The organism is Rhodococcus mengyinensis (assembly GCF_048381435.1).
In the GTDB taxonomy this organism is placed as follows: domain Bacteria; phylum Actinomycetota; class Actinomycetes; order Mycobacteriales; family Mycobacteriaceae; genus Rhodococcus_F; species Rhodococcus_F opacus_D.
This window is the reverse complement of sequence record NZ_JBLWIT010000161.1, coordinates 91043-117745: the sequence shown is the minus strand read 5'-3', so window position 1 is coordinate 117745 and position 26703 is coordinate 91043. Positions and strand designations below refer to the sequence as shown.

Annotated in this window: 1 protein-coding gene (running past one end of the window); it reads left to right on the top strand. The window is 69.2% G+C overall.

What is annotated here, in order from left to right; genetic code table 11:
• A protein-coding gene (locus tag ACNJ7E_RS42975) for a non-ribosomal peptide synthase/polyketide synthase (protein WP_418342638.1) crosses the window boundary here: on the top strand, positions 1-26703 show its 3' portion. Its footprint begins 7026 nt before the window's first position; only the last 26703 of its 33729 coding nucleotides appear in the window; its start codon lies beyond the left edge, outside the window; its stop codon occupies positions 26701-26703.

The window sequence follows — 26703 nt, the reverse complement described above, 5'->3', positions numbered from 1 at the left end:
TTGTACATCGCAGGCCCAGGCCTCGCCCGCGGCTACCACGACCGTCTCGGCCTCACCGCCGAACGATTCGTCGCGAACCCGTTCGGCGACAGCGGGAGCCGGATGTACCGCACGGGCGACATCGTCCGGTTCGTCGTCGACCACGGGCACCGCGCCGGCTACGGCGTGGAGTACGTCGGCCGCAGTGACTTCCAGGTGAAGGTCCGTGGTTTCCGGATCGAGCTCGGCGAGATCGACGCCGCTCTGGTCAAGCACCCGGACCTCGAATTCGCGGCCACCCTCGGCACGTCGATGCCGTCGGGTTCGACCGCCCTCGTGTCGTACGTGCTGCCCACCGCGGGCGCCGCGGTGGACGTGGCCGAGGTGACGCATTTCGTCGGCGACATGCTTCCGGCGCACATGGTGCCGAGCGCCGTCCTCGTCATCGACGAGATCCCGCTCACCACCGCAGGCAAACTCGACCGGAGGGCTCTGCCCGAGCCCGACTTCGACGCCCTGCAGGGCGAGATGATCGAGCCGCGCACGCCCACCGAGGAACTGGTCGCCGGTGTGCTCGCCGACGTGCTCGGCCTCGCGAAGATCAGTGTCGCCGAGTCGTTCTTCGACCTCGGCGGCAACTCGCTCGTGGCGACGAAGGCTGTCGCCCGGCTCAACGCTGCCGCGGGTACCCGTCTGGGTGTGCGCGAGTTGTTCGAGGCGCCGACCGTGGAACGGCTCGCCGTGAAGGTAGCCGAGCAGGCCGGCACCGGCTCCGACCGGCCGGTTCTCGTCGCGCGGCCGCGCCCCGAGCGGGTTCCGCTGTCGATGGCGCAGCAGAGCATGTGGCTGATGAACCGGTTCGACACGGCGTCCTCGGCGTACAACATTCCGCTCGCCGTGCGTCTGTCCGGTTCGCTCGACATCGACGCGATGTCGTCGGCCGTGTCGGATGTACTCGCGCGGCACGAGTCGCTGCGGACCGTGTTCCCCGACTCCGGTGACGGCCCGTACCAGCAGGTCGTCGACACCGCGCAGGTTCCGTTCGACCTGACGCCCGTCCCGGTGACCGAGGCCGAACTCCACACGGCGCTCACCGAATTCGCCACCGAAGGATTCGACGTCACGGTCGCGCCCCCGCTGCGTATCCGGCTGTTCGCCACCAGTGAGAGCGAGTTCCTGCTCGTCCTCGTCGTACACCACATCTGCGCCGACGGCGCGTCGATGTCGCCGCTCGCGCGCGACGTCATGGTCGCGTACAGCGCGCGCACCGCCGGTGCGGCTCCGCTGTGGCAGCCGCTGCCGGTGCAGTACCCCGACTTCGCGCTGTGGCAGCGCGAGGTCCTCGGCGACCCCGCCGACACCCGGTCGCTCGCGGGCAAGCAGATCGCGCACTGGGCCGACACCCTCTCCGGGGCACCCGAGCTGATCGACCTCCCGCTGGACCACGCACGCCCGGCCAGGCAGTCGATGCGAGGCGATTCGATCGACTTCGCGATCACCCCCGAACTGCGGCGCGGCCTCGAAGCGGTCGGCAGGGAACGCGGCGCCTCGCTCTTCATGGTGACGCACGCGGCGTTGACGACGCTGCTGTCGCGGCTGAGCACGAGCGACGACATCACCGTCGGCACCCCGCTCGCCGCACGCAGCGATCAGGCGCTCGACGACCTGGTGGGCATGTTCGTCAACACCCTCGTCCTGCGCACCCGCGTGCGGCCGGGGGATTCGTTCGCCGATCTCGTCGAACGGGTCCGCGAAGGCGACCTGGCGGCGTTCGGCAATTCCGACGTGCCGTTCGAGAAGATCGTGGAGGCACTGCGGATCCGGCGCTCGGCGGCGTACTCGCCGCTGTTCCAGGTGATGTTGTCGTTCCAGAACAACCGGATGGACGCGCTCGAACTGCCCGGGCTGGCCGTGCGCGTGATCGAGGACATGGCGCAGGGCGCCAAGTACGACCTCACGTTGACGATCACCGAGAAGGCCGACGAGTCGGGTGAACCGGCAGGCCTCGGCGGCAGGTTCACGTTCGCCACCGACCTGTTCGAGCGGAGCACCGCGGAACGGATCTCCGAGCGGTTCGTCCGGATCCTCGAGGCCGTCGTCACCGATCCCGGTGTCGCTGTAGGCGACATCGACATTCTCACCGAACACGAGAGAGCAAAGTTGAGCCCTGTCAGGCCCGCACGCACGATGACCGTTCGCGAGCTGCCGCAGCTTCTGGCCGCTGCGGTCGAGGTCGCTCCCGACGCCGTCGCCGTCGCTCACGACGGCATGCAGGTGACGTACCGCGAGTTCGACGAGCGGCTCCGCTTGATGTCCGCGCCGCTGTCGGAGCGGGGGATGGGTCCGGACGCGATCGTCTCCGTGGTGCTGTCCGGTCTGGTTCCCACGATCATGATGGCTCCGCCGTCCGAGGACGGGAAGGACGGCTTCGGCACGATCCTCGACCAGGTCATCGCGGACGCGCACGCCCTCGTCGGTGACATCGAGATCGCCGCGCCCGCACCGGAGATCGTTGCGACGCCGGAGGCGGAGGTCACCGAAACGTCGGGATGGCCCCTCGAACTCTTCGTCACGCGCTGGCAGGAGTGGGTCGAGCGCGACCCGGAGGCTCGCGCCGTCGTGGCGGGCGGCGTCGAGACCAGCCGCGGCGAATTGAACCGCCGGGCCAACCAGCTCGCACGCGAACTGCTGTCCCGTGGTGTCCGCCCCGACGACGTCGTCGCACTGCTCACCCCCCGTTCGGTCGAATGGGTGATCGGGATGCTCGCCACCTGGAAGGTCGGCGCGGCGTACTCCCCGTTCGACCAGAAGTGGGGAATGGAGCGGATCACGGGCCTCGTCGAGGACAGCGGCACGCGGACCGTGGTGGCCACCCGGTCCTGGAGCGGGCTCACCGAGGCACCCACGGGGAACGCGGCGCTCGACGACCCGATCGTGCTCGACGACCCCGAGACGGCGCGCCACCTCGAATCGCTCGACGACACCGACTTCCCGCACGACCCGTGGTCGGACGAGCACGCAGGCACGCGCCTCGGGCACGTCATCTCGACGTCGGGCTCGACCGGGCGGCCCAAGCCCACGATGGTGCCGATGCTGGGCCTGTCCAACAACTATCAGTCGTACCAGTGCGACCTCCGGGTGAAGGACGGCACCGGACTGCTGATCGCGAACTCCCCGCTGTTCGACCAGACCCAGAAGAACATCTGGGTGGGTCTCGCGTACGGCGGTGTGCTCCACCTCGCCGACGACGGCTTCGATCCGGGACCGATTCTCCGCATGATCGGCACGGGCGAGGTCCAGATCACGAACCTCGCGCCCAGTGCGTTCGAGGTCCTCACCGAACTGGACACCGAGGGCGTCCTGCCCAATCTGAAGGTCGTCCTCCTCGGCGGTGAGATGCTGCGGCCTGCAGCCTGCACGGCGTTGATCGGCACGGACTCGCGCCTGCTCAACAACTACGGCCCGACCGAGGCATCGGTCACCTGCTCCTCGTACGAACTGGACCTGTCCACCGAGGATGCCGAGTCGTGGCCGGTCCCGTTCGGCGCCGCGTTCCGCGGTGTCCGGTACCACGTGCTCGACGGCCGGATGCGCCCCGTGCCGCCGGGAGTGACCGGTGACCTCTACATCGGCGGCCAGGTCCTGGCCCGCGGGTACGGCAACATGTTCGGCACCACCGCGTCACGATTCGTGGCGAATCCGTTCGAGGGGCCCGGCGCCCGCATGTACCGGACCGGTGACCTCGTCCGCGAGCGTGCCGACGGCGGGCTCGTGTTCGTGGGCCGCAGCGACTTCCAGGTGAAGATCCGCGGTCTCCGAATCGAACTCGGCGAAATCGAATCCGCACTCAACGCGACCGACGCGGTGCAGAAGTCGGTGGTGGTCGTCCACGACAGCGAGCAGGGTCCCCGGCTCGTCGCATACGTCACCGCGACCGCAGGCGCCGAACTCGACGTCGATGCGACGCTCGACGCACTGCGGCACGTGCTGCCGTCGCACATGATCCCGGACACGGTGATGGTGCTCGACGAGATGCCGCTCAACGCGAATCTCAAAGTCGACCGCAAGGCCCTCCCGGAGCCGGTCTTCGCCACGAGCACGGTCGAATTCGTCGCGCCGCGCACCCCGCTCGAGGAGGTCGTCGCCGGCATCTTCGGTGACATCCTCTCCGCGACGCGAGTGAGTGTCGACGAGTCGTTCTTCGACCTGGGCGGCAACTCGCTCAGCGCCACCCGCGTCGCTGCCCGCGTCACGTCCGCGACCGGCACCGAGGTCGGGATCCGTGATCTGTTCGAGGCCCCCACGATCGCGACCCTCGCGAAGCTCGTCGAGGACCGGGCTCACCACGGCTCCACCCGGCCGGCACTCGTCGCGGGCGAGCGCCCCCGGGAGTTGCCGCTGTCGCTCGCGCAGCAGCGGATGTGGTTCCTCAACCGTTTCGACCCGTCGTCGCCGGCGTACAACGTTCCGCTCACCGTGCGACTGCGCGGCGAGCTGGACGTCGCCGCGCTGGCCGCGGCGCTGTCCGACGTCGTCGCGCGGCACGAGGTGCTGCGGACCGTGTTCCCGGACTCCGATTCCGGCGCGCACCAGGTGATCCTGCCCGCCGCCGGCATCGACCTCGCTCTCGAGCCGGTCGACGTCCGCGAGGAGGACCTGCGGGACCGGATGTTCGAGTTCGGTTCCACCGGCTTCGACGTCACCGACACGATCCCGGTCCGGGCCCGCCTGTTCCGGCTCGGCGCGACCGACCACGTCCTGGTGCTGGTCATGCACCACATCGCGTCCGACGGCGCGTCCACGTTGCCGCTGGCCCGCGACGTCATGACGGCCTACGCGGCCCGTCAGGACGGGACGCAGCCCGCCTGGCCGGCGCTGCCCGTCCAGTACGCCGACTACGCGCTGTGGCAGCGGGACGTGCTCGGTTCCGAGGACGACCCCGACTCCCTGGCCGCGGCGCAGATCGACTTCTGGTCGAAGACCCTCGCGGGTGTGCCCGACGTCCTGGCACTCCCCACCGACCGGCCCCGCCCGACGGTGCGGTCGATGGCAGGCGCCTCCGTGGGCTTCTCCGTCGACGAGGACATCCACCGTCGTCTCGGTGAGGTCGCGCGCGCACACAACGTGTCGCTGTTCATGGTGCTGCACGCGTCGCTGTCCGTTCTGCTGGCACGGCTCAGTTCGAGCACCGACATCGCCATCGGCACCGCCGTGGCCGGTCGCGGTGGCGAGGCGCTCGAGAACCTCGTCGGCATGTTCGTCAACACACTGGTGCTGCGGACCGAGGTCGAGCCCGGAACGTCCTTCGCCGAACTGCTCGAGCAGGTCCGCACCCAGGACCTTGCCGCGTTCAGTAATCAGGACGTCCCGTTCGAGCAGTTGGTGGACGCCCTGAAGCCGACCCGGTCCACGGCGTACTCGCCGCTGTTCCAGGTCGTGCTGACCCATCAGGTCAACGGCATTCCGTCGCTCGAATTTGCCGGACTCGAGGCGACACCCGGCGCCGTGGACGTCGAGTTCAGCAAGTTCGACCTCACCGTCGACCTGCGCGAACTGTGGTCGGACGAGGGTGCGCCCACCGGGATCACCGGCGTTCTCGGGTTCGCCACCGAGATCTTCGACGCGGAGACCGTGCAGGGCTTCGCGGACCGTTTCGTGCGGATCCTCTCCGCCGTCGCAGGCGGCGGAACCGACATCGCGGTAGGGGACATCCCCATCCTCGACGCCGAGGAGACAGCGGAACTGATACCGGTCCGCGGTATCGAGGGCACCCCGCCCACGACTCTCGTCGAACTGCTGTCCGCGGCGGTCGCCGCGAACCCCGACGGGGTCGCGATCGTCTCGGGCGGCGAGAGCATCACCTACCGCGAGCTGGACGAGCGCTCGAACCGTGTGGCGCGCATCCTGATCGAGCGCGGAGTCGGCGCGGAGACGTTCGTCGGACTCGGCATCACCCGCTCGATCGCGTCGATCGCCGGCATCTGGGCGGTCGCCAAGAGCGGCGGCGCGTACGTGCCGATCGACCCCCGGTACCCGGACGAGCGCATCGCGCACATGGTCACCGATTCCGGTGTGGCGCTCGGGCTTTCCGTGAGCTCCGAGGTCGGCCGGCTTCCGGCGGGCGTGGACTGGCTGGTCCTCGACAGCGAAGACTTCGAGAATGCCGCCGCGCGGTACTCCACCGCTCCCGTCGCGGCGGCGGAGCGTCGCACGGCGGTGACACCGGCCAACAGCGCCTACGTGATCTACACGTCCGGCACCACCGGGCAACCCAAGGGCGTCGTCGTGACGCACCGGGGTCTCGCCAACTTCGCGGCCGAACAGCGTGAGCGTTACCAGGTGACGACGGACTCGCGGACGCTGCACTTCGCGTCGCCGAGCTTCGACGCGTCCGTTCTCGAACTGCTGCTCGCGGTCGGCGCCGGTGCCACCATGGTGATCGCTCCCACCGATGTGTACGGCGGACCCGAGTTCGCGAAGTTCCTGCGCGAGCACCGCGTCACGCACGGCTTCGTCACGCCTTCGGCGCTGGCGTCCGTGGATCCGTCCGGGCTCGACGACTTCCAGTTCGTCGTCGCCGGCGGCGAGGCCGTCCCGGCGGAACTCGCGGCGCGCTGGGCATCCGGACGTTCGCTGTTCAACGGATACGGTCCCACCGAGACCACGATCATGACCAACATCAGCGACCCGATGGCCGCCGACGGCCCGGTCACGATCGGTGGTCCGATTCGCGGCACCAGCGCGCTGGTCCTCGACGATCGGCTCCGCCCCGTTCCGGTCGGTATCGCAGGTGACCTCTATCTGTCGGGTCTCGGACTCGCCCGTGGCTACCACCGGCGCACGCCGCTGACCGCGGGACGCTTCGTCGCGAACCCGTACGGTGAGCCGGGCGACCGGATGTACCGCACCGGCGACGTCGTGCGCTGGACGAAGGACGCGGACGGTGCGCTGACCGTCGACTACGTCGGCCGCTCGGACCAGCAGGTGAAGGTCCGCGGGTTCCGCATCGAACTCGGCGAGATCGACGCGGTGCTCGCCAAGCACCCCGCCGTCGACTTCGCCACGACGTCCGTGCTGCCGGGACCGTCCGGGGATTCGGTCCTCGTGTCGTACGTGCTTCCGGTGCCGGGCGCCGAGGTGGACGTCACCCGGATGCTGGACTTCGTGGGCGAGTTCGTGCCCACGTACATGGTGCCGTCGACGATTGTGACCCTCGACGCCATCCCGCTCACCCCGGTGGGCAAGCTCGACCGCCGCGCCCTGCCCGAGCCCGAGTTCCTGGCGGAGGACCGTGAGTTCCGTGCCGCGGGAACCGCTCTCGAGCAGCGGGTGGCCGCAGTGTTCGCGGAGGTGCTCGGTGTCGACGTGGTCGGTGCCGACGACTCCTTCTTCACGCTCGGCGGAAACTCGCTCGCCGCTACCCGCGTGATGGCGCGGATCAACGAGGCCGTCGGCATCGACGCTCCGGTGCGCGAGATCTTCGAGGCTCCCACGGTGGCGCAGCTGGCGCGCAGGCTGGAAGAGCTCGGTGTGGACGGCGGCGCCCGACCGCCCGTCACCGCCGGACCGCGTCCGGACCGGCTGCCGCTGTCGCTGGCCCAGCAGCGGATGTGGTACGCCAACCGGTTCGATCCCGAATCGGCCGAGTACAACATCCCGTTGGCGTTGCGGCTCACCGGCGCACTGGACGCCGACGCGCTGCGTTCGGCGATCGCCGACGTCGTCGCCCGGCACGAATCGCTGCGCACGGTGTACCCGGATTCCGTCGACGGCCCCTACCAGGTCGTCCTGTCCGCATCCGACACGAAGTCCGGGCTCGACGTCGTCCGCGTGGCCGACGAGCAGGAACTGCGGGAGCGGGTCGTCGCGCTGGCATCGGCCGGCTTCGACGTCACCGCCGACGTCCCGGTGCGCGCCGCCCTGTTCGAACTCGGGGAACGCGACCACGTCCTCGTCGTCGTCGTCCACCACATCTCGGCGGACGGCTCGTCGATGGCCCCGCTCGCACGGGACCTGTTCGGCGCCTACGGCGCTCGCGTGCAGGGGGAGGAGCCCAGCTTCTCGCCGCTGCCCGTGCAGTACCCGGACTTCGCCCTGTGGCAGCGGAATCTCCTCGGCTCCGAGGACGACCCGGAGTCGCTCGCGGGCAAGCAGATCGCGTACTGGACGCACGCGCTCGGCGATGCACCGGAGGTTCTCGACCTCCCCGCCGACCGGCCGCGCCCGGCCGTCCGCAACCCGCAGGGCGGTCTGATCGAGTTCGAGATCGGGCAGGACGTGCACCGGTCGCTGAACGAACTCGCACAGACCCACCAGGCGTCGCTGTTCATGGTGGTGCACACCGCACTCGCCGTGCTGTTGGGGCGACTGAGCAACACCAGCGACATCTCCGTCAGCACCCCTGTCGCGGGCCGCGGTGACCGCGCGCTCGACGATCTCGTCGGTATGTTCGTCAACACGCTCGTGCTGCGCACCGATGTGGACCAGAACGCCCGTTTCAGCACGCTGCTCACGCAGGCACGTGAGGTCGATCTGAATGCATTCGGCAACGCCGACGTGCCGTTCGAGCAGATCGTCGAGGTGCTCCGTCCGTCGCGCACCGCCGCGTACGCGCCTCTCGCGCAGGTGATGCTGAGCTTCCAGAACCTGGAACGGCCGAAGCTCGAGCTCGCCGGGCTGACCGTCGAGGTCCTCGAGAGCGGACTCACCACGAGCAAGACCGATCTCGGTGTCGCCGTCGAGGAGCGGTTCGACGCGGGATCCGTCGCGAACGGCATGCGAGGCTGGTTCTCCTATGCCACCGATCTGTTCGACGAGTCGACGGTCCGCGGTTTCGCCGATCGCTTCGTTCGCGTGCTCGAGGCCGTCACGGCCGACGCGGACGCCGTCGTCGGTGACATCGACATCCTGACCGAGGACGAGAAGGCCGGTCTGGCCGTGCCGGACGAGGGGGCGCAGTCCCTGATGTCGCACTCGATCTCGGAGGAGTTGACGGCCACCAAGTCGCTGCCCGAACTCCTCGACGGCGCGGCGTCGATCAACCCGGACGGAATCGCGCTGTCGCACAACGGCACCGATGTCACGTACGCGCAGTTGCGGGACAAGTCCGCGGAACTCGCGCGCACGCTCGCCGGTGTGGGCGTGGGCCCGGAGGCCGCGGTGACGGTGGCCCTGTCCACCCTGCTGCCCGGACTGCTCGACGGCTCGTCGGGCGAAGGATTCGCGGACACGTTCGCCGGTGTCCTCGCCGGCGTGATCGCGGACGCCACCGCAGCCGGTACCGCGGCAGGCACGGACGAAAGCCGCACCCTCGTCGACCTGTTCGACGAGCAGGTGGCGCGGACGCCGGACGCGGTGGCCCTGGTGTCCGGCGACGAGACGCTGACCTATGCCGAGTTCGACGATCGCGTCAATCGACTCGCGCGAAGCCTGATCGAGATGGGTGTCGGGCCGGAGGTGAGGGTCGCTCTCGCGATTCGGCGATCGATCGACTCGATGGTCGCGATGTACGCCATCGTGAAGGCGGGTGGCGCCTATGTTCCGCTCGACCCCGACCATCCGGCCGACCGCACGTCCTACGTTCTGGACAGCGCCTCGCCGCTCTGTGTCCTGACGGTTGCGCGAGATGCTCTCACCCTGCCCGCCGGATACCGCGTGGTGGAGATCGACCAGCTTCCTGTCGACGCTTCGGCCGCGCCGGTGCGCGACGAGGAGCGCCGGGGGGCCCTTCGGCCGTCGAACCCTGCCTACGTCATCTACACGTCCGGTTCGACGGGACGGCCGAAGGGCGTCGCGGTCAGCCACGCGGCGGTCCTGAACCAGATCTCGTGGATCGTCGACGAGTACGGGCTCGGCGCACACGATGTCGTGCTGCAGAAGACTCCGGCGACATTCGATGTGTCGGTCTGGGAGTTGTTCGCGACGCTCGTCTCGGGTGCTCGTCTGGTGATTGCGTCACCCGACGGTCACGGTGATCCCGAGTATCTCGCGGCGTTGATTGCGCGTGAGGGCGTCACCGCAACGTCGTTCGTGCCGTCGATGCTGTCGGTGTTCGTCGGCGAAGCCGATCGACACGACCTGCTCAGCCTTCGAGTGGTGCTCGTCGCGGGCGAGGCATTTCCGCCGGCGACCGCCGAGGCGTTCCGCGGATTGTCGGATGCCGAATTGCACAACCTGTACGGTCCGACGGAATTCACCGTGCACGCGACCGCCGGGCACGTCGACCCGGACGTTCGCGGCACCGTGCCCATCGGAAGTGCGGTGTGGAACACCGATCTCCACGTCTTGGATTCGCGTCTTCGTCCGGTGCCGGTCGGGGTCCCCGGCGAGCTGTATCTCGCGGGCACCCAGTTGGCGCGCGGCTACGTCGGACGTAGCGATCTGACCTCCGACCGGTTCGTCGCCAACCCGTTCGGCGGCGCCGGGCAGAGAATGTACCGAACGGGCGACGTCGTTCGACGTCGCGCCGACGGGAACCTCGAGTACCTCGGACGCAGCGACTTCCAGGTCAAGTTGCGTGGCCTGCGGATCGAGCTCGGCGAGGTCGAGGCTGCGTTGTTGTCGCATCCGTCGTTGGCGCAGGCCGCGGTCACGATCCATCGAAGCGACGCGACCGGCGAAAATCTCGTGGGTTACGTGGTTCCGCGGTCCGGCGCCCAGATCGACACGAAGTCGGTGCAGGACGCAGCGGCGCAGCTCCTGCCCGCGTACATGGTGCCCGCCCGCATCGTCGTCCTGGACAGCTTCCCTCTCGGTGCCAGCGGGAAGCTGGATCGAAAGGCATTGCCCGAGCCCGAGTTCACCACCGTCGCGGTGGAGTACGTACCCCCTCGTACGCCGGTCGAGACGATCGTGGCGAGGGTCTTCGAAGAGGTGCTCGGCGCCGATCGAGTCGGGTCCACCGACTCGTTCTTCGACCTCGGTGGCAACTCCATCAGCGCGACGAGGCTCACGGCCCGGCTCAGGGTCGCGCTCGGTGCGCACCTGTCGGTACGGGAGTGCTTCGAAAATCCGACGGTCGCGGAACTCGCGGAGCTGCTCGAGGCGACCGCGAGTACCGGCGAACAGCATCCCGCGCTCGTCGCCCGTTCGCGGCCCGACCGCATCCCGCTGTCGCTGGCTCAGCAGCGGATGTGGTTCGTCAACCAGTTCGATCCGTCCTCCCCGGCGTACAACCTGCCGCTGGCGGTGCGGTTGACCGGCTCGATCGACCCGGCGGCGCTGAATGCGGCGTGGGCGGACGTCGTCGAGCGGCACGAGTCGCTGCGGACGGTCTTCCCGGTCGGCGACGAGGACGCGCACCAGCTCGTGCTGCCCGCAGCCGACGTGGTGTCCGATCTGACCCCGACCCCGGTCGCCGACGAGCAGGACCTGTACGCGCGGTTGCGTGAACTCGGCGCCACCGGATTCGACGTCACCGAGACGGTGCCGGTGCGGGTCGCCTGCTTCGAGGTGAACCCCACCGACCACATCCTGATGATGGTCGTGCACCACATCTCGGCCGACGGTGCGTCGCTGGCGCCCCTCTCCACCGACATCATGACCGCCTACGCGGCGCGTTCCGCCGGCAGCGCTCCCGGGTGGGAACCGCTGCCCGTCCAGTACGCCGATTACGCGTTGTGGCAGCGTGAGTCGCTCGGTGACGAGTCCGACCCCGAATCGCTGGTCTCCCGCCAGCTCGGCTACTGGCAGCAGGCGCTCGGCGGGCTCCCCGAGGTGCTCGAGTTGCCGACCGACCGGCCCCGGCCGCCGGTGCAGTCGCTGCGCGGCGCGTCGGCACGGTTCACGATCGACGCGCAGACCCACCGTGGGCTGCTCGCGATCGCCCAGGAAACGAACTCGACCCTCTTCATGGTCGTGCACGCCGCGCTCGCGGTCCTGCTCGAGCGGCTGTCTTCGCAGACGGACGTCGCGATCGGCACGCCGGTCGCCGGCCGCGGCGAGCAGGAACTGGACAGGCTCGTGGGCATGTTCGTCAACACCCTCGTGCTCCGCGCGTCGGTGCGTCCCGACGACACCTTCGCCGACCTGCTGGCACAGGTGCGCGCCACCGATCTGAATGCGTTCAGCCACAGCGACGTTCCGTTCGAGCGTCTCGTCGAGGTACTCGACGTCCCACGGTCGACGGCGCACCAGCCGCTGTTCCAGGTGGCGTTGTCGTTCGACAACAACGAATCGGTTCGGATGGAATTCCCGGGTCTCGAGATCTCGGCGCTCGACGCCCCGCTCGAGGTCGCCAAATTCGACCTCCAGCTCAGCGTCGGCGAGCGCTACGTCGACGGGGCCGCCGCGGGTATCGCCGCGACGTTCAACTACTCGACCGACATCTTCGACGAGCAGACCGTTCTGAGCTTCGCGGACCGGTTCGGCCGGATTCTCCATGCCGTGTCGGCCGACCGTGACGTGGTCCTCGGCGACATCGAGATCCTCGACGCCGCGGAGAAGGCCGCGATCGCCCCGGTCCGCGGACCGCAGTCGATCGAGCCGCGCACACTGCCCGAACTGCTGCGTTCGGGTGTCGAGATCGGCCCGGAGTCGGTCGCGGTGACCTTCGAGGGACGCGAGGTCACGTACCGGGAACTCGACGAGCGGTCGAATCAGCTGGCGCGCGTCCTGATCGATCGGGGCGTGGGGCCGGAGACCTATGTCGCACTGGCGATCACGCGTTCCGTCGAATCCATCCTCGGGATCTGGTCGATCGCCAAGGCCGGCGGCGCATACCTGCCCGTCGACCCGAAGCTGCCGTTCGAGCGGATCGGCGAGATGCTGTCCGATTCGGAGGCGGTCCTCGGACTGACGGTCGCCCGCCATCACGACGACCTTCCCGGCACGGTGCCGTGGATCGTCCTCGACGAGACCGCGGCTGCCGAGGAGATCGGTGCCCGCAGTGCGGACGCGGTGGAGGACGCGGATCTGCGCCGCGCGCTGACGGTCGACCACCCGGCGTATCTCATCTACACCTCGGGTTCGACGGGTAAGCCGAAGGGCGTCGTGGTCACCCACCGCGGTCTGGCGAACCTCACCCGCGAGGTGCGCGAGCACTACGTCGTGTCACCGGACTCCCGTTTCCTGCACGTGGCGTCACCGAGCTTCGACACGTCGGTCGGGGAGATGCTCGCCGCGTTCAGCGCGGGCGCCACCCTGGTGATCTCGCCCGCGGACGTCTACGGCGGCGACGAACTCGCCGACCTGATCCGCCGCGAACGGGTCAACAACGTGGTCATGACACCGACGGCGCTGATGACCGTCGACCCCGACGGCCTCGACTCCGTCACGTCCGTCGTGGTCGGCGGCGACACCTGCACACCGGAACTCGTGGCGCGGTGGGCTCCCGGCCGCGAGATGCGCAACGCGTACGGACCCACCGAGACCACGGTCATCGTCACCATCACCGAACCGATGGTGGCGGGCGAGCGCGTGACGATCGGTTCGCCGCTGCGTGGCGTCGAATCCCTCATCCTCGACTCGCGGTTGCGTCCGGTGCCGGAGGGCGTTCCCGGCGAGCTCTACATCTGCGGCCCGTCGGTGACCCGCGGCTACCACAACCGTCCGTCGGTCACGGCGGAGCGGTTCGTCGCCAACCCGTTCGGTGAACCCGGCGCGCGCATGTACCGCACCGGCGACGTCGTGCGCTGGGCGGACGGACACCGGGTGGAGTACGTCGGCCGGTCCGACTTCCAGGTGAAGGTCCGCGGGTTCCGCGTCGAACTCGGGGAGATCGACGCCGCACTCGCCGCGCAGTCGAACGTCGAGTTCGCGGTGACCGTGGGTCGCGAGAACCCGGCCGGGCTGACGACCCTCGTGTCGTACGTCCTGCCCGCCGACGGCGCGACGGTCGATCCGGAATCGCTGAAGTCGGTTGTAGGCGAGACGCTTCCGCCGTACATGGTGCCGTCCGTCGTGATCCTCCTCGACGAGATCCCGCTGACAGGCATCGGCAAGCTGGATCGCGCGCGGCTGCCCGAGCCGGAGTTCGTCACCGCGGGCGCGGAGTTCCGTGCCCCGACGACGCCGGCGGAAGAGGCGATCGCAGGCATCTTCGCCGACGTGCTCGGACTCGAGCAGGTCAGCGTGGACGACAGCTTCTTCGACCTCGGCGGAAACTCGCTGAGCGCCACCCGTGTCGTGTCGCGGGCCGGACAGGTCTTCGGTCGTCGCATCGGAGTGCGGGAACTGTTCGAGGCGCCGACGGTCGCGGGCCTCGCCGCCCGCATCGGCACCTCCGACGAGAACGTCCGACCGCGGCCCGTCCTCGCGCCGCGGGAGAGGTCTGCCTTCGTCCCGTTGTCGCTGGCACAGTCCCGGATGTGGTTCATCAACCGCTTCGACCCGGACTCGCCCGCCTACAACATTCCGCTCGCGGTCCGATTGACCGGTGCGCTGGACGTGGACGCGCTGCAGTCCGCGGTGCTCGACGTGCTCGACCGGCACGAGTCGCTGCGCACGATCTACCCGGACTCGCCGGAGGGCCCGCATCAGGTGATCCTCCCCGCCGACCAGGTCCGGCTGGACCTGACGCCCGCTGCGGTGTCGGACGACGAACTGCGCGAGCAGTTGGTGGAGATGGTCACCGCCGGATTCGACGTCACCGCTGACGTTCCGCCGATCCGGACGCGACTGTTCGAGGTCGGCCCGCAGGACTACGTGCTGGCACTCGTCGTGCACCACGTGTCCACCGACGGCGAATCCACTGCGCCGTTCGTGCGCGACGTCATGGTCGCGTACGCGTCGCGGGCGGCAGGCCGGGAACCCGGCTTCGCGCCGCTCCCGGTGCAGTACGCGGATTACGCGATCTGGCAGCGTGAACTCCTCGGCAGTGAGGACGACCCCGACAGCCTGATCGCCGCCCAGCTGGCCTTCTGGAAGAAGACGCTGGCCGGCGTGCCCGACCTCCTCGAGCTGCCGGTGGACCGGCCGCGACCGCCCGTGCAGTCCCTGCGCGGGTCGCGGATCGACTTCACCATCGACGCCGAGGTGCACCGCGGTCTGGCAGCGCTGGCCCGCAGGCACAACGCCAGCGTGTTCATGGCCGTGCACGCCGCGTTCGCGGTGCTGCTCAGCCGGTTGTCCGGCGCCGAGGACATCTCGGTGGGCACCCCGATCGCAGGCCGCGGCGAGCGCGAACTCGACGACGTCGTCGGCATGTTCGTCAACACCCTCGCACTGCGGGTGCAGGTCGACGGGCAGCAGACGTTCGACGAGATCCTCGATCGTGCCCGGGAGGCCGACCTCGAGGCGTTCTCGCACGCCGACGTCCCGTTCGAGCGCCTGGTCGAGGTCCTGAACCCGGCACGCTCGATGGCCCACCATCCGATCTTCCAGGTGGGCTACTCGTTCCAGAACACGACGAAGGCCGAGCTGGAACTGCCCGACCTCACCGTCACACCGCTCGAGGTCGAGGGCGACACCGCGCAGTTCGACCTCCATCTGATCCTGGGCGACAGCCCCGAGGGTGAGCAGATGTCGGGTGTGTTCACGTTCGCCACCGACCTGTTCGACGCCGCCACCGTCAAGCGTTTCGCGGACATGTTCCGCCGCGTCCTGGCCGCCGCGGTGGATTCGCCGCGGACCGCGGTCGGCGACCTGCCGCTCGCAAGCAGCGACGAGCGCGCGCTCGTGGTGTCCGGATGGAACGACACCGAGCGGGCCCTGCCGGAGACGACGCTCGCGGACATGTTCGCGTCCGCCGCCGCGGAGAACCCGGACGTCACCGCTCTCGTGTTCGAGGGCGAGTCGCTGACGTACGCCGACTTCTCGGCGAGGGTCAACCGGTTGGCCCGGCATCTCGTCGGCCGCGGGGTCGGCCCGGAAACCGTGGTCGGCCTGGCGATTCCGCGTTCGGTGGAACTGCTGGTCGGCATGTACGCGATCGCCGCGGCCGGCGGTGCGTACCTGCCGATCGACCCGGACCATCCGGCCGAGCGCACCGCGTACGTGCTCGAGAGTGCGCAACCCGTCTGCGTCCTGGCGACCCGCGCCGTCGTCGGGGGACTGCCGGGCGAGGTCGACTACCTCCTTCTCGACGAACTGGATCTGGGCGGAATCGACCCGTCCCCGCTCACCGACTCGGAGCGGATCGCGCCGCTGCGGCCGGAGAACGCCGCGTACGTGATCTACACGTCCGGCTCGACCGGCCGCCCGAAGGGTGTGGCGATCGCGCACCGAGCGATCGCCAACCAGTTGCGGTGGAAGCAGTCGGAATACCCGCTCACCGCAGAAGACTCGGTGCTGCTCAAGACGGCGGCGACGTTCGACCTGTCGGTGTGGGAGTTCTGGTGGGCGCTGACCGCGGGCGCACGTCTGGTCGTCGCCACACCGGACGGCCACCGCGACCCGTCGTACCTGGCCGCACTCGTTGCGGAGCAGCAGGTCTCGACCGTCCACTTCGTGCCTTCGCTGCTGTCGGCGTTCGTCGCGGTGGCAGAACCGGCCCAGCTGGTGTCGTTGACACGTGTGCTCTGCATCGGTGAGGCACTGCCTGCCGACACGATGCTCCGCTTCCGCGACGTCTCCGACGCGGAGATCTTCAACCTGTACGGCCCCACCGAGGCCGCCGTCAGCGTCACCCACTACCGGTGCGGCGACGAGCGCGACGGTTCGGTGCCGATCGGCAGGCCCGAATGGAACACGCAGACGTACGTTCTCGATTCGCGTCTGCACCCCGTTCCCGCCGGCGTCACGGGTGAGCTCTATCTCGCGGGCGAGCAATTGGCGCGCGGCTACTTCGGCCGCCACGACCTCACTGCGGAACGGTTCGTCGCCAATCCGTTCGGCGACGCCGGACAGCGCATGTACCGCACCGGTGACCTGGTGCGGTGGAACCGCGACGGTAATCTCGACTACGTCGGCCGGAGCGACTTCCAGGTCAAGGTCCGCGGTTTCCGGATCGAACTCGGCGAGATCGAGCGGGCGCTCGTGGCGCACCCGTCGGTGGCGCAGGCCGTCGTCGTGGTCCACCACGACCGTCACACCGGGGACCGGCTCGTCGGCTACGTGGTGCCGGAGCAGGGCGTCTCCGTCGACGACGCGGACGTTCTCACGTTCGCCGGCCGGTCGGTGCCGGGATACATGGTGCCGTCCGCGCTGATCGCCCTCGATGCGCTGCCGCTGAACATCAACGGCAAGCTCGATCGCAAGGCGCTCCCCGAACCCGAGTTCGGTGGCGCCGTGGACCACTACAAGGCTCCGCGTACGCCCGTCGAGGAGATTGTCGCGGGAGTCTTCGCGGACGTGCTCGGTCACGAGCGGGTCAGCGTGGACACGAGCTTCTTCGACCTCGGCGGCAACTCGCTGGTCGCGACACGCGTGGTCGCCCGCGTCAACGCCGCGCTCGACACGTCGATCGGTGTGCGCGAACTGTTCGAGGCTCCGACGGTGATCGCGCTGTCGGCTCGCGCCGAGCAGTCCGATTCGGCGGGCGCGAGCCGTCCGGCCCTGGTGCCGCAACCGCGTCCGGCCCGGATTCCGCTGTCCCCGGCGCAGTCCCGCATGTGGTTCATCAACCAGTTCGACACGGCGTCGGCGGCTTACAACATTCCGCTGGCGATCAGGCTGACCGGCCACCTCGACGTCTCGGCGCTCGAGCAGGCACTCGGCGACGTCGTCGAACGGCACGAGACGCTGCGCACGACGTATCCCGACACCGGAGACGGTCCGGGCCAGGTCGTGTTGTCGCGGACCCGGAGCTTCACCTCGCTGGACGTGGAGAACGTCGCCGACGAGACAGCTCTGCGTGAGCGCGTGCTCTCCCTCGTCACCGCCGGTTTCGACGTCGCGAAGGCCGTCCCGGTCCGCGCGCGTCTCCTGCGGATCGACGCCGAGCAGCATGTGCTGGTCATCGTCGTCCACCACATCTCGTCCGACGGGGCCTCGACGGCACCGCTGGCGCGCGACGTGGTGATCGCCTACAGCGCCCGCGCCGCCGGGTCCGAACCTGCCTGGGCTCCGCTCGACGTCCAGTACGCGGACTTCTCGCTCTGGCAGCACGAGTTGCTCGGCGACGAGAACGCGTCGGATTCGCTGGCCACCAAGCAGATCGACTACTGGCGGACCACGCTCAGCGGTCTGCCGGACGTGCTGCCGTTGCCGACGGACCGGCCGCGGCCGCCCGCGCAGTCGATGCGCGGCGCAAACTTCGACTTCGAGATCGACGCGGAACTGCGCGACCGGCTCGGGGCGCTGGCGCGCGAGCACAACGCGTCGCTGTTCATGGTCGCGCACGCGGCCCTGTCGGTGCTGCTCGCTCGGTTGAGCGCCACGGACGACATCGCGGTGGGTACTGCCATCGAGGGCCGCGGCGAGGCCGCGCTCGACGATCTCGTGGGCATGTTCGTCAACACGCTGGTGTTGCGCGCGCAGGTCGACGTCGACGCGACGTTCGCCGACCTCCTCGCGCAGGTGCGTCAGCACGACCTCGGTGCGTTCACGCACACCGACGTGCCGTTCGAGCGGCTGGTCGAGATCCTCCAGCCGGAACGCTCCACGGCGTTCTCGCCGCTCTTCCAGGTGGCACTCGCTTTCCAGAACATCGAGCAGGCGCACCTGGAGCTGCCCGGCCTGACGGTCGAGGGACTCGACGGTGGAATCAGCGCCGCGAAGTTCGATCTGCAGCTCACACTCGCGGACGCAGCCGACGCGGCCGGGGCCGCGCCGATGCGGGGCGTCTTCACCTACGCGACGGATCTGTTCGACGAACGCACCATCGCGTCGTTCGCGTTCCGTTTCCAGCGCATCCTCGAGGCGATCACTACCGACGCCTCCGTGCTGATCGGGGACATCGACGTCCTGAGCGAGAACGAGCACGCGGTGCTGGCACCCGTGCGCGGCGCCGACAGCGCCGCACCGGAGCTCCTGTCGAGCATCCTGGCCACCGCCGCGGCGGTGGACCCCGACGCCGTCGCCGTCGTGTGCGGCGACGAACAGGTCACCTACCGTGAACTGGACGAGCGCTCGAACCGTCTCGCCCGCGTCCTGATCGGCAGGGGCATCGGGGCCGACGACTTCGTCGCGCTGGCGCTGACGCGTTCCGTCGAATCGATCCTCTCCATCTGGGCGGTCGCGAAGACCGGCGCCGCATTCGTGCCCGTCGATCCGAGCTACCCGTTCGACCGGATCCTGCACATGGTCACGGACTCCCGCGTGGAGGTCGGTCTCACCACCGGCGCCCACGTCGGCGAGCTGCCCGACACCGTGCGGTGGCTGGTGCTCGGTGAGGACGAGATGGACGGCGACTGTGCGTCCGTGTCGTGCGAGGCCGTCACCGACGCCGACCGCATCCGTCCGACCCGGGTCGACGACGCGGCGTACGTCATCTACACGTCGGGGTCGACGGGTCTGCCCAAGGGCGTCGTCGTCACCCACACCGGGCTGGCGAACGTCACGACCGAGCAGGTCGAGCGACTCCGCCTCACTCCGCAGTCGCGGGTGCTGCACTTCGCCTCGCCGAGCTTCGACGCGTCCGTGTTCGAACTGCTGCACGCCGTGGCCGCCGCGTCGACGATGGTCATCGCGTCCGGCGTCGTCTACGGCGGCGACGAACTCGCCCGGTTGCTGAAGAAGCAGAAGGTCACGCACGCGTTCATCACGCCCGCGGCTCTGACCACGGTCGACCCGGCCGGGTTGGACGGCATCGAGGTGCTGTCGGTGGCCGGCGAGGCCTGCCCGCCGGAACTCATGCAGAAGTGGGCGCCGGGCCGGCGCATGTTCAACCTGTACGGGCCGTCCGAGGCGACGATCTGGAGCACGTCGAGCAACCCGATGAAGGCGGATCTGCCCGTCACCATCGGTGGTCCCACCCGGGGCGTCGACGTGGTCGTGCTCGACTCCCGGCTCACGCCCGTCCCGGTGGGGGTCGCGGGTGAGCTGTACGTGGCGGGTCCGAGCGTGGCACGCGGCTATCACAACCGGTTCGCCCTGACGGCGGAGCGTTTCGTCGCGAACCCGTTCGGCGGTCCCGGTGAGCGGCTCTACCGCACCGGCGACGTCGTCCGCTGGGTGCACGACGGGGAGACCGGCGACCTCGTCCTCGACTATGTCGGCAGGTCCGACTTCCAGGTGAAGGTCCGTGGGTTCCGCATCGAACTCGGTGAGATCGACGCCGAACTCGGCAGCCACCCGAGCGTGGACTTCGCGGTCACGCTGGGCCATCACCGCGAGCAGACCGGTCAGACCGTGCTGGTGTCGTACGTGATGCCCGCTGCCGGCGCGTCGATCGACGTCGCGGAACTGTCGGCGTTCGTGTCCGAGACCCTGCCCGGGTACATGGTGCCGTCGTCGATCATGGCGATCGACTCGGTGCCGCTGACGCCCGCCGGAAAGCTCGACCGCAAGGCGCTTCCCGAGCCGCAGTTCGTGTCGGCTGCCAGTGAGTACTGCGCGCCGTCGACGCCGATGGAGAAGGCCATCGCCGACGTCTTCGCGCAGGTGCTCGGTGTGGACCGCGTCAGCGTCGACGACTCGTTCTTCGCCCTCGGCGGCGACAGCATCGTGTCCATTCAGCTGACGACCCGCGCGAAGAACGCCGGGGTGCTGTTCACGGCTCGGGACGTTTTCGAGCGCAAGACCGTCTCGGCGCTGGCCGACGTGGCCGCGTGGGCCACCGACGTCGAGTCGGTGAAGCTCGAGGAGCTGCCGGGCGGCGGCGTCGGATCGATTCCGCTCACGCCCATCGCGCACTGGTTGGTGGAGACGGCAGGGACCTTCGAGAAGTTCTCGCAGGCGGTTCTGCTGACCACCCCGCCCGCGGTCACGCGGGATCAGCTGGTGGCCACGGTGGATGCTGTCCTGGAACGCCACGACATTCTCCGATCCCGGCTCACCCGGACCGGGGACGACTGGGCGTTCGAGGCTCTCCCCACCGAAGAGGCGTTCGGTGCGGACGACCTGATCGAGCAGATCGAGTTCACCGACAAGCCGGGAACGGACGGATTCGAGAGACTGGCACGCGCGGCTCTCGACCGTGCGGCGGAGCGGCTGGATCCGGCGTCGGGCCGGATGACGCAGTTCGTGTGGTTCGCTCCCGCGGCGTCGTTGCCGGGGCAGAGCGGCCGCCTGCTGGTGCTCGCGCATCACCTCGTCGTCGACGGTGTGTCCTGGCGAGTGCTGTTGCCGGACTTCGCGACCGCGGGTTCGCAGATCACGGCGGGACAGCCGGCGCAGCTCGAACCGGTCGGCTCCTCGGTCCGTGCGTGGGCGCACGGTCTGGTCGAGGAGGCGAAGTCGCCGCACCGCGTGGCGGAACTCGACTTCTGGCGCGGGATGCTCGCGGGCACGGATCCGCTGATCGGAAAGCGTGCATTCGATCCCGCACGCGACGTGATCGCCCGGACCGACCGCCTGAGCATGACGTTCTCCACGCAGGTGACGCAGGCGCTGCTCACCACGATCCCGCAGTCCGTGAACGGCGGTGTCAACGACGGCCTCCTCGCGGCTCTCGCTCTCGCGGTCGCGCGCTGGCGTGGACTCCGCAACGGGACCGAGGATCGCTCGGTGCTGATCAACCTCGAGGGACACGGCCGGGAAGAGGCGACCGTGCCCGGTGCCGACCTCTCCCGCACGGTGGGCTGGTTCACGAGCCTGTACCCGGTGCGGCTGGACGTCTCCCGGGCCGATCTCGACGACGCGTTCGACGGCGGGACGTCGACAGGCGCGGCACTGAAGGCGGTCAAGGAACAGCTGCTTGCCGTGCCCGACAAGGGCATCGGCTACGGCCTGCTTCGCTACCTGAACGAGGAGACCGTTGCGGCTCTGGCATCGTTGCCGACTCCGCAGATCGGGTTCAACTACCTCGGTCGCGCGGGCTCGGTGGATCTGCCCGCCGAGATCCGGGATCTCGGCTGGATCCCCGACAGCGATTCGGGTGAGTTCGGCGGTGCCATGGACGACGACATGGTGGCGCCCGCGGTGCTCAGCATCAACGCGGTGACGTCGGAGACGGCGTCCGGTCCCCAGATCGAAGCCAAGATCTCGTTCGCCACCGAGATTCTCGACGAGGCGGACGTGTGGGAGCTCGCCGAACTGTGGCACGCCGCGGCGACCGCGCTGGCCGAGCACGCCTCCGGGCCGAACGGCGGCGGTCTGACACCGTCCGACGTTCCGCTGGTGTCCGTGACGCAGGACGACCTCGAGGCGCTCGAGCGGCGCTACCCCGACGCCACCGACGTGTGGTCGCTCGCCCCGCTGCAGTCCGGAATGTTCTTCCATTCCGTTCTCGCCGAGGACGCGGTCGACGTCTACACCGCTCAGGTGGTGCTGGACTTCCAGGGCATCGTCGACACCGGCCGGCTCCGCGGCGCGGCGGAGGCGTTGATCGCACGTCACGCGAACCTGCGCACGGCGTTCGTCCCCGACGATTCGGGGACCGCGGTCCAGGTGGTCGTCGACCGCGTCGCACTGCCCTGGGAAGAGCTCGACCTCTCCGGTCTGTCCGGGACCGAACGCGAGGAGCGGATGAGTTCCGTTCTGAGCGAACATCGTTCGGCACGGTTCGACATGAGTCGTCCGCCCCTGATGCGGTTCCTGCTGATCCGCACGGGTGAGAACAGCTACCGGTTCTCCATCAGCAACCACCACATCCTGCTCGACGGATGGTCGATGCCGTTGCTGATGAAGGACCTGCTGGTGCTGTACGCGACCCGCGGAGACGGTTCGGTGCTGCCGCGTGTGCGCAGCTACCGCGACTTCCTCGGCTGGCTGTCCGAACGCGACACCGACGCATCGCGCAGCGCGTGGGCGCACGCACTGGCGGGACTGGACGGTCCGACCGTGCTGGCCCCGGCGCCGAGCAGCGAGGACCGACCCGAGCCGGCCGAGTTCGCGCTGCACCTCGGTGAGGTGGTCAGCGAGAACCTGGCGCGCATCGCCCGGGACCGCGGCCTGACGATGAACACGATCGTCCAGGCGGCATGGGGTCTGCTACTGGCCCGCATGACGGCTTCGGACGACGTCGTCTTCGGCGCCACCGTCTCGGGTCGCCCGCCGGAGGTCGCCGGCATCGAGTCGATGGTGGGCCTGTTCATCAACACCATCCCGATTCGCGTGCGCATCGATCCCCGTGAGTCGCTCCTCGGACTGCTCGAGCGACTGCAGGCGGAACAGTCGACGCTGTTCGACCACCATCACATCGGTCTTCCCGAGATCCAGCAGATCGCCGGAATCGGTGGGCTGTTCGACACGTTGACGGTGTTCGAGTCGTACCCGGTGGACCGCGCAGGTCTCACCGAGGACAGCGACATCGACGGGCTCCGGGTCGCCGGAGTGCAGATCAGCGACGCCTCGCACTACCCGCTGAGCCTGCTGGCCCAGTCGGACAGCGAGGTGCAACTGGTCCTGAAGTACCTCCCGGACGTGTTCGGCGCCGACACCGTCGAGCGGCTCGGGTCCCGGCTGAACCGGATCCTGCAGACCGTCGCGGCAGGCAGTTCCACGCTGGTGGGCGATCTCGATCTGCTGACCGGCGACGAACGCGAACTCGTCCTGTCCGGGTGGAACGACTCGGGGCACGACGTCACCGACGAATCCGTGGTGTCGATGTTCGGCGCCCAGGTCGCCCGCACACCGAATCGAACGGCGGTGGTGGCGGACCATGTGCGCCTCACCTACGCGGAGTTCGACGCGCGGGTGAATCGTCTGGCGCGGCACCTGATGTCGATCGGGGTGGGGCCGGACTCGGTGGTGGGCATCGCGATGCGACGCTCGCTCGACATGGTGATCAGCCTCTACGCCGTCCACGCGGCGGGCGGCGCGTACGTGCCGATCGACCCGGAGCACCCGGCGGACCGCACCTCGTACGTGGTGGACAGTGCCATGCCGACGTGTGTGCTGAGCCTGGCCGACGACATCGCGAATCTCGACGTGGACGTGCCGGTGTACCTGGTCGAGGACTTCGACCTGTCCGAGTACGCGGACGGCCCGGTCGACGATTCCGAGCGGCTCGCCGAGTTGCGCCCGGACAACCTGGCCTACGCGCTGTACACGTCGGGTTCGACGGGACGTCCGAAGGGCGTGGCGATTCCGCATTCGGCGCTGGCCAACCAGCTGGCGTGGATGCGGGACGTCTACGGCATCGGCGCGCAGGACGTGGTGCTGCAGAAGACACCGTTCACGTTCGACGCCTCGGTGTGGGAGCTGTTCCTGCCGTTGGTGGTCGGTGGCACTCTCGTGATCGCGTCGCCGGACGGTCACCGCGACCCCGACTACATGGCAGCGACCGTGGGCACGGAAGCGGTGACGGTGATCCAGTTCGTCCCGTCGGTGCTGACCATGTTCCTCGACGCCGCGACGGCCGACCGGTGCGGTTCGCTGCGCCTGGTCTTCGCGGGCGGTGAGCCGCTGCCGCAGTCGGCGGCCGAGCGGGTCGCCGGTCTCGGTTCCGCGGAATTGGTGAACCTGTACGGCCCGACCGAGGTGACCATCAACTCGACGGCCCACGTGGTGGAGCCGTCGGGAACGGCGACGATCGCACCGATCGGTTCGCCGGCCTGGAACACGCGGGCCTACGTGCTCGACGCTCATCTGAACCCGGCGCCGGTCGGTGTTCCCGGTGAGCTGTACCTCGACGGCGCGCAACTCGCTCGCGGATACGTCAACAGTTCCGCGTTGAGCGCGGAACGGTTCGTCGCGAACCCGTTCGGCGATTCGGGTGCGCGAATGTACCGCACCGGCGACCTCGTCCGGTGGAACGAGAACGGCGTCCTCGAGTTCGTGGGCCGTACCGACTTCCAGGTGAAGGTGCGCGGGTTGCGTATCGAGCTCGGCGAGGTCGAGGAGGCGTTCGTCCGGTATCGCGACGTGGCGCAGGCCGCCGTGATCGTCCACAACAGCGAGGTGGGTGCGCGGCTCGTCGCCTACGTCGTGCCGAAGCCGGACGCGGTTCTCGCCCCGGCGGCACTGAACGGGTTCGTCGCGGAATCGCTGCCCGAGTACATGATTCCGGATTCCGTGATGATTCTCGCCGAACTTCCGCTGGGAACCAGCGGCAAGCTCGACCGGCGCGCGCTGCCGGTGCCGGACTTCGCGTCGGCGGCCGACTTCCGGGCGCCGCGCACCGACACCGAGCGTGCACTCGCGACCGTGTTCGGCGAATTGCTCGGCCGGGAGGGCGTCGGAATCGACGATTCCTTCTTCGAGCTCGGCGGCGACAGCATCGTGTCCATCCAGCTGGTGGCGCGGGCACGTTCGGCCGGTATCCATTTCACCGCGCGAGATGTGTTCGAGCGGCGCACCGTTGCCGAGCTGGCCGCGGTGGCCGATTCGGGCGAGTCCGCGGCGGCCGCACTGCAGGAGTACGAGGGTGGTGGCGTCGGAACTGTGCCGCTCACCCCGGTCGCCCGCAAGATGGTGGAGCGCGGCGGCGACTTCGACCGGTTCGTCATGCCCTTGATGCTGACGTTGCCCGCCGGGATCGAACGCGAGCAGGTGACCGCGACGATCGCCGCCGTGGTCGACAAGCACGACGTGCTGCGGTCGACTCTGGTCACGTCCGGTGTAGAGGACGCGCTCGAGATCGCACCCGCGGGCAGCGTCGATATCGACGCCACCGTGCAGCGGGTGGAAATCGCGGCCGGCGACGAGCCCGGTTCGCCGGAGTTCGACGCGGTGGCGAGTGCGGCCTTCGACGCGGCGCTGGATCGCCTCGATCCGCGCACCGGGTCGATGCTCCAGTTCGTCTGGCTCGACCCCGCCGAGTCGGATCGGCGCGGACGGCTCCTCGTGGTGCCGCACCACCTCGTCATCGACTCCGTGTCGTGGCGGATCCTGGTGCCGGACTTCGCGACCGCGGGCGCGCAGATCGCCGCCGGCACGTCGCCGTCACTCGAGCCGGTCGGAACGTCGCTGCGGCGCTGGACCGACGGTCTGCTCGAGGCGGCGGTCAAGCCGGAGCGGGTGGCCGAACTCGAGGTGTGGGAACACATGCTGACCGGCCCGGATCCGCTGCTCGGATCGCGTGAGCTGGACCTGGGAACCGATCTGGTCAGCACGCTGGAACGAACCCGGGTGGATGTTCCGGCACCGGTCACCGAGGCATTGCTGGGTGGCACGCCGGGTGCGCTCGACGGTGAGATCGGCGACGTCCTCGCGGCAGCGCTCGCGTTGGCGGTGGCCGCATGGCGGCGCGACCGCGGAGTCGAGGCTTCGTCGACGGTCGTCACCCTCGAGGGCCACGGACGTGAAGAGTCCACGGTGCCGGGTGCGGATCTGTCGCGGACGGTCGGCTGGTTCACCACGATGTACCCGGCACGTCTCGACCTCGCCGGGGTCGACATCGCCGATGCCCTTCAGGGTGGCGCGAGCGCGGCGGACGCCGTACACGCGGTACGGGATCAGCTGAGCGCGATCCCGGACCGGGGAATCGGGTACGGCCTGCTCCGGTACCTGAACCCCGACACGTCGGCGGTCATGAGGAACTGGTCGGAACCGCAGATCGTGTTCAACTACATCGGACGCGTCAGCGCGGCCGAGGTTCCCGAGGCGGTACGCGGACTCGACTGGCTGCCCGATTTCGAATCGCCCGTCACGGGTGGATTCGAGAAGAGCGCGATGCCCGCCCAGGCCGTTCTCGACATCCAGTCGGTGATCTCGGAAACCGCGGAGGGCCTGCAGTTGTCGGCGTTCATGTCCTTCCCGCCCGGCGTCCTCTCGACGCCGGAGGTGGACCGTTTCGGGGAGTTCTGGGTGGCCGCGCTCGCCGCGCTCGTGGCTCAGGCCGAGGAGCGATCCGGGCGCTGA